General features: G+C 59.7%; 1 protein-coding gene. It reads right to left on the bottom strand.

Annotated elements, in window-relative coordinates:
• The coding region (locus U9S71_RS03520) for a hypothetical protein (RefSeq protein WP_326325300.1) at window positions 1-417 on the bottom strand (417 nt) is incomplete at both ends.

Here is a 417-nt window from a genome sequence, read left to right as displayed (position 1 = left end):
CCGCAGGGACCTCGGGTGCTGCGTTGACGGTTACCGCCACGGCCGATGCTTCGCAATCAATCGTCAACGACCGCATCTGCACCAGGTATTCACCCGGGGCCAGGTCTGCGAAGACCGGCGACGAGTGGTATACCGGTGTTTCTCCGGTGCGGTACACCGCATATTCGTAATCCGTATCAACGGGGAACTCGATGGCGCCCGTGGTCTCCCCGCATTCCGGATGCACCACCGTGGGCATAATCGTTGTCGGGGTCGCGTTGATGGTTACCTCGACTTCCCCGCTCACGCATCCCGGTACCGACACATGCTGCGCTGTGACGCGGTAGGTGCCGGGGACTATATTTTCAAACAATGGCTCCGCTTGGTAGTCCGCGCCATTGATCGAATATTCGAAACCAGCACCCAAGGGTTCGGTGA

The organism is Parapedobacter flavus, assembly GCF_035818675.1.
GTDB classification, from domain to species: domain Bacteria; phylum Bacteroidota; class Bacteroidia; order Sphingobacteriales; family Sphingobacteriaceae; genus Parapedobacter; species Parapedobacter flavus.
The sequence above is the reverse complement of the archived record's forward strand: the minus strand, read 5'-3'. Positions and strand labels throughout refer to the sequence as shown.